This window comes from Streptomyces sp. MZ04 (assembly GCF_004684775.1).
Taxonomy (GTDB): domain Bacteria; phylum Actinomycetota; class Actinomycetes; order Streptomycetales; family Streptomycetaceae; genus Streptomyces.
On sequence record NZ_SRIC01000448.1, the window covers coordinates 1 to 4369 of the forward strand.

A 4369-nucleotide genomic window follows, 5' to 3' on the forward strand; every position below is an offset into this window, starting at 1 on the left:
CCGCCGCCCGCCCAGGCGCCCGCCGCGCCCGCTTCCCAGCCCGTACGCCTGTCGAAGGTCACGCTCACCAAGGACGCGCCGTCCGTCTCGCTGAAGAAGCAGGGCGGCACATCCGGCGCGATGCGCGTGAACCTCAACTGGGAGGTGCGCAAGCAGTTCAAGGGCTGGGGCGCCAAGCTCGGCCGGGCCGTGGCGATGCACGCCGACCTCGACCTGGACCTGTGTGCCCTGTACGAACTCGCCGACGGCCGCAAGGGAGTCGTCCAGGCGCTCGGCAATGCCTTCGGCGCGCTGGACCGGCCCCCGTACCTGCTGCTCGACGGCGACGACCGCACCGGAGCCGTGGCCACCGGTGAGAACCTCACCGTCAACCTCGACCACATCAAGGACTTCAAGCGCATCGTCATCTTCGTGACGATCTACGAAGGCGCGCGCAGCTTCGCCGACCTGAACGCCACAGTGACCCTGCAGCCGCAGCACGGCGCCTCCATCGACTTCTCGCTCGACGAGTGCACGGTGCCTTCCACGGTGTGCGCGCTCGCGCTGATCACGAACAACAACGGCGACCTCTTCGTGAAGCGCGAGGCCCGCTACCTGGTCCCCGAGCGCGGCGTGAGCCCCCAGCGCACCATCGACTACGCCTACGGCTGGGGCATGAACTGGACGCCCGGCAGGAAGTGACCCTCAGCGCTGTTCCGGTGCGGGATCGGGGCGGGCGTACGTCCGCCCCTTCCACGCGGCTCCACGCCCCCTGTAGTGCTGCACCGCGGAATCCACCGTCATGAGGAGATAGAGGAACGCGGTGAACGGCAGCAGGGGAGCGAGCCACAGCGGCTGACGGTAGTAGCGCAGCATCGGGACGTACGTCGCGGTCATCAGGAGCCACGCGAGTCCGCCGAGCACGGCCGTGGGCATGCTCCCGGCGGCCAGGCCCACGAGCAGGGCGACGGGCGGCACGAGATAGACCAGGGCGAGCCCCAGGACCGTACCGAGCAGGACAAGGGGGTTGTGCCGCAGCTGGGCGTAGGCGCTGCGCGAGACCATCCGCCACAGGTCCCCGAGCCGGGGATAGGGGCGCACGCTGTCGACGCGCTCCGCGAGGCCCAGCCAGATGTGACCGCCCGAGCGTTTCACCGCCCTGGCCAGCGACACGTCGTCGATGACCGCGTGCCGGATGGACTCGGGGATCCTCGCGCGCTCGGCGGCCTGCGTGCTCAGCAGGACGCACCCGCCCGCCGCCGCGGCCGTGCGCGAGCCCTTCCGCGCGATCCGGCGGAACGGATACAGCTGCGCGAAGAAGTACACGAACGCCGGCACGACGAGCCGCTCCCACACGCTCTCGACCCGCAGCCGCGCCATCTGCGAGACGAGGTCGAAGCCGCCCGTCTCCGCCGCCGCCACCAACTGCCGCAGGCTGTCCGGCTCATGGGCGATGTCCGCGTCGGTGAGCAGCAGATAACGGGGTGCACGCGCGCGTGCCAGGGCGATTCCATGACGTACCGCCCAGAGCTTGCCCGTCCAGCCGGGCGGCGGCTCACCCGGTGAGCCGATCGTCAGCGGCAGGCCGCCGTGCCGGTCGGCCAGCGCGCGGGCGAGCTCGCCGGTGCCGTCCGAACTCCCGTCGTCGACAAGGAAGATCTCGGCCCGCCCCGGATAGTCCTGGGCGAGGAGCGAGGGGAGGCTCTGGGGCAGCACCTCGGCCTCGTCGCGAGCGGGGACGACGACGCAGACCGACGGCCAGGCGTCCGGGTCGTGACGTGGTGGCAGGCGAAGGTCCGTACGCCAGAAGAAGCCCTGCCCCAACAGCAGCCACAGCCAAGCGGCAAGCGATCCGGCGGCGGTCCACACAACGGCGCTCATCCGCCGCAGTCTGCCCCACGGCACCGGGCCGATGAGGCCGATCGACTATGGTGACCGGGTGAAGATCGCCCTCATGGACTCCGGTATCGGACTGCTCGCCGCGGCGGCCGCGGTACGTCGCCTGCGGCCGGACGCCGATCTCGTCCTCTCGTCGGACCCCGACGGACTGCCCTGGGGGCCGCGCTCCACCGAGGACATCGTCCAGCGCTCGCTCGCGGTCGCCGAGGCTGCCGCCGAGCACCACCCTGACGCGCTGATCGTGGCCTGCAACACCTCCACCGTGAACGCCCTGCCCGCCCTGCGGGCCCGGTTCGAACCCGGCCTGCCCGTCATCGGGACCGTGCCGGCGATCAAGCCCGCGACGGCGAGTGGCGGTTCCGTCGCCATCTGGGCCACGCCCGCCACCACGGGAAGCCCCTACCAGCGTGGCCTCATCGAGGAATTCGCGGGCGGCGCCCGCGTCACCGAGGTCCCCTGCCCCGGCCTCGCGGACGCCGTGCAGTACGCGGACGAGGCGGCCATCGACCAGGCGATCGCTGCCGCGGCAGCACTCACTCCGCGCGATGTAAGCACCGTCGTCCTGGGCTGCACCCATTACGAGCTGGTTGCGGAGCGTATCCGCGCGGCCGTGCAGCAGCCGCAGCTGCCGCCCCTGGTCCTGCATGGCTCCGCCGGCGCGGTCGCCACCCAGGCGCTGCGCAGGATCGGAGTGCTCCCCGGCCCCGGCACCGGTACGGACGGTGGTCTGACGGTGATCCTGAGCGGCCGTGTCTCCGAGCTGCCCGCCGCCGCCCACACGTATGCGGAAGGCCGGCTGCTCGCGGCGGTCAGCCCCGCGCGCTGAAGCCCGCCCGGAGCAGTCACGCTCCGCGATGCGGTGCCTTCGCGCGGGAATCTGAGTAGTCTCATTCGCATGAGGGACCACACCCACGGCGAGCTCGACGGCGCGGCCGGCGCCCCGCCGGAAGTCTGGACCGGCAGTGCGACCAATCGTTTCCAGTGGCTGTTGGCCCTGGCCGGTGCCGCCTGCCTGGCGCTCGGCATCGAGCTGGCCGTCGACAGCATGTGGACGTCCGGGATCGCGGCTCTGGTGATGTCGGTCGTGGGGTGCATCGCGGCCGGGCTTCTGATGCTGTTCGGCACCCTCGCCTTCGTCCATGTCGCCGTGAAGGTCGACAAGGAATGCCTCGAAGTGCGCTGCGGCCACATGGGCCTGCCGCGCCGCCGCATCCCCCTCTCCCATGTGGTGGGAGCCGACTTCGCGCAGGCCGTCAGCCCTCGGCAGTGGGGCGGCTGGGGCTATCGCTCGTTGCCCGACATCGGCACCGCGGTCGTGGTCCGGCGCGGCGAGGGCCTCGTGCTCAAGCTGGGGGACGGCCGTACGTTCACGGTCACCGTCGACAACGCCGAAGCCGCCGTCCGGATCATCCGGGACCGGCTGCCCATGGCGGGGAGCCCGGCGGCCTGACCTGCGACGGTTCGTCGCTCAGCGGCCGCGCGGTCACGATGCCCGCCAGATAGCCCGCCCCCGTGGTCACCGCCGTGACGCTCAGCGCGTTGCCGACCGAGGCCACGGCGGCCAGCGCCGTCAGGGCCGCCCCCGCCGACAGGACGACCTGGGGCGAGCGCGGCGAGCGGTACAGCGCGTACAGCAGCCAGCAGAACACCGCCGCCAGCAGGGCCACGCCCGCGAAGCCCTGCTCGGCCGCCTGCTGCAGCGGCGCCGAGTGCGGCTTGCCGTCCGAGAGGAGATTCTCGGCCACGGTCGGGCTGGCGTCCCCGAACCGTCCCGGGCCCACGCCGAGCGCAGGCTCCCGGCCCGCCAGGTCGAGGGCGTCCTGCCACAGCCGTACCCGGTGCCCGCCGATCTGGCCCTCCAGGGAGGCGGAGAGCCCGTCCGGGAGTACGTCGTCCGCGATCGCCCAGGTCAGGCCGGTGACCACCACGGTGGCCAGGGCGAGGCCGGCCAGGCCCAGGGCCCGGCGCCGCATCAGGGCGGCCGCCAGCGAGCAGAGCAGGATGCCGGTGCACGCGGCGACCCCGGCCAGCGAGCCGAGTGCGGCGGCGGCCACCACCGTGCCCGCGGCCAGCAGCCGCAGCACGAGGCGCAGCGCCGGCTTACGGGCCGCCCACGCCGCACAGCAGGCCGCGCCCGATGCCAGGACCAGGAGCGCGGCGGTGGCGCCGGTGTGGCCCAGCGGCGCCGTGCTCACGGGCCCCGGCGAGAGCCGCGGTGCGAGCGCCGCCAGTGCGATTCCGGCCAGCGCCCCGGCACAGGGCGCGGCGACCGGCAGCAGCGTCCCGCAGATCCGTCCGCCCGCGTACCCGGCGGCCACGGCGAGGACCGCGAGCAGGACACCCTCCGGCTGCCCGCCGTGCACCCCGGCAGTGATCAAGGTCCAGGCGGCGCAGGCACCGAGCAGGGCGACGCCCGTCGCGTCGGACGCGCTGCGCCGCTCGTGCGCCCCTGGTGGACCGGCCGTCGCGGCCATCCCCGTTGCCCCCACCC

General features: G+C 73.2%; 4 protein-coding genes and 1 pseudogene. 3 read left to right on the forward strand and 2 right to left on the reverse strand.

Annotated features, from left to right (window positions below; translation table 11 throughout):
* A pseudogene (locus E2651_RS41510) lies at positions 1 to 681 on the forward strand (TerD family protein); the annotation flags it as partial.
* Positions 682 to 684: 3 nt separating this feature from the next.
* On the opposite strand, the gene E2651_RS41515 reads toward E2651_RS41510, so the two are convergent.
* Positions 685 to 1860 carry a glycosyltransferase gene (locus tag E2651_RS41515; RefSeq protein WP_135336444.1) on the reverse strand — a complete coding sequence of 392 codons (1176 nt, stop codon included), beginning with the start codon at positions 1858 to 1860 and terminating at the stop codon, positions 685 to 687.
* 31 nt (positions 1861 to 1891) lie between these two features.
* Here E2651_RS41515 and E2651_RS41520 point away from each other — a divergent pair, with 31 nt between their 5' ends.
* Both E2651_RS41520 and E2651_RS41525 read left to right on the forward strand, forming a co-directional pair.
* Positions 1892 to 2704, forward strand: a complete 813-nt coding sequence (locus E2651_RS41520) for an aspartate/glutamate racemase family protein (protein WP_135336445.1) — start codon at positions 1892 to 1894, stop codon at positions 2702 to 2704.
* Between the two features lie 69 nt (positions 2705 to 2773).
* On the forward strand, positions 2774 to 3328 hold the full coding sequence (locus E2651_RS41525; RefSeq protein WP_135336446.1) for a hypothetical protein: 555 nt from the start codon (positions 2774 to 2776) through the stop codon (positions 3326 to 3328).
* Here E2651_RS41525 and E2651_RS41530 read toward each other — a convergent pair.
* Positions 3285 to 4352 carry an O-antigen ligase family protein gene (locus E2651_RS41530; protein WP_135336447.1) on the reverse strand — a complete coding sequence of 356 codons (1068 nt, stop codon included), beginning with the start codon at positions 4350 to 4352 and terminating at the stop codon, positions 3285 to 3287. The two genes, E2651_RS41525 and E2651_RS41530, sit on opposite strands and share 44 nt — an antisense overlap.
* Between the last annotated feature and the right edge of the window lie 17 nt (positions 4353 to 4369).

Excerpts from the sequence above, each read along its gene's own strand:
- E2651_RS41515 (WP_135336444.1), bottom strand. The coding sequence starts at position 1,860 with ATGAGCGCCGTTGTGTGGACCGCCGCCGGATCGCTTGCCGCTTGGCTG.
- E2651_RS41520 (WP_135336445.1), top strand. The coding sequence starts at position 1,892 with ATGAGGCCGATCGACTATGGTGACCGGGTGAAGATCGCCCTCATGGAC.
- E2651_RS41525 (WP_135336446.1), top strand. The coding sequence starts at position 2,774 with ATGAGGGACCACACCCACGGCGAGCTCGACGGCGCGGCCGGCGCCCCG.
- E2651_RS41530 (WP_135336447.1), bottom strand. The coding sequence starts at position 4,352 with ATGGCCGCGACGGCCGGTCCACCAGGGGCGCACGAGCGGCGCAGCGCG.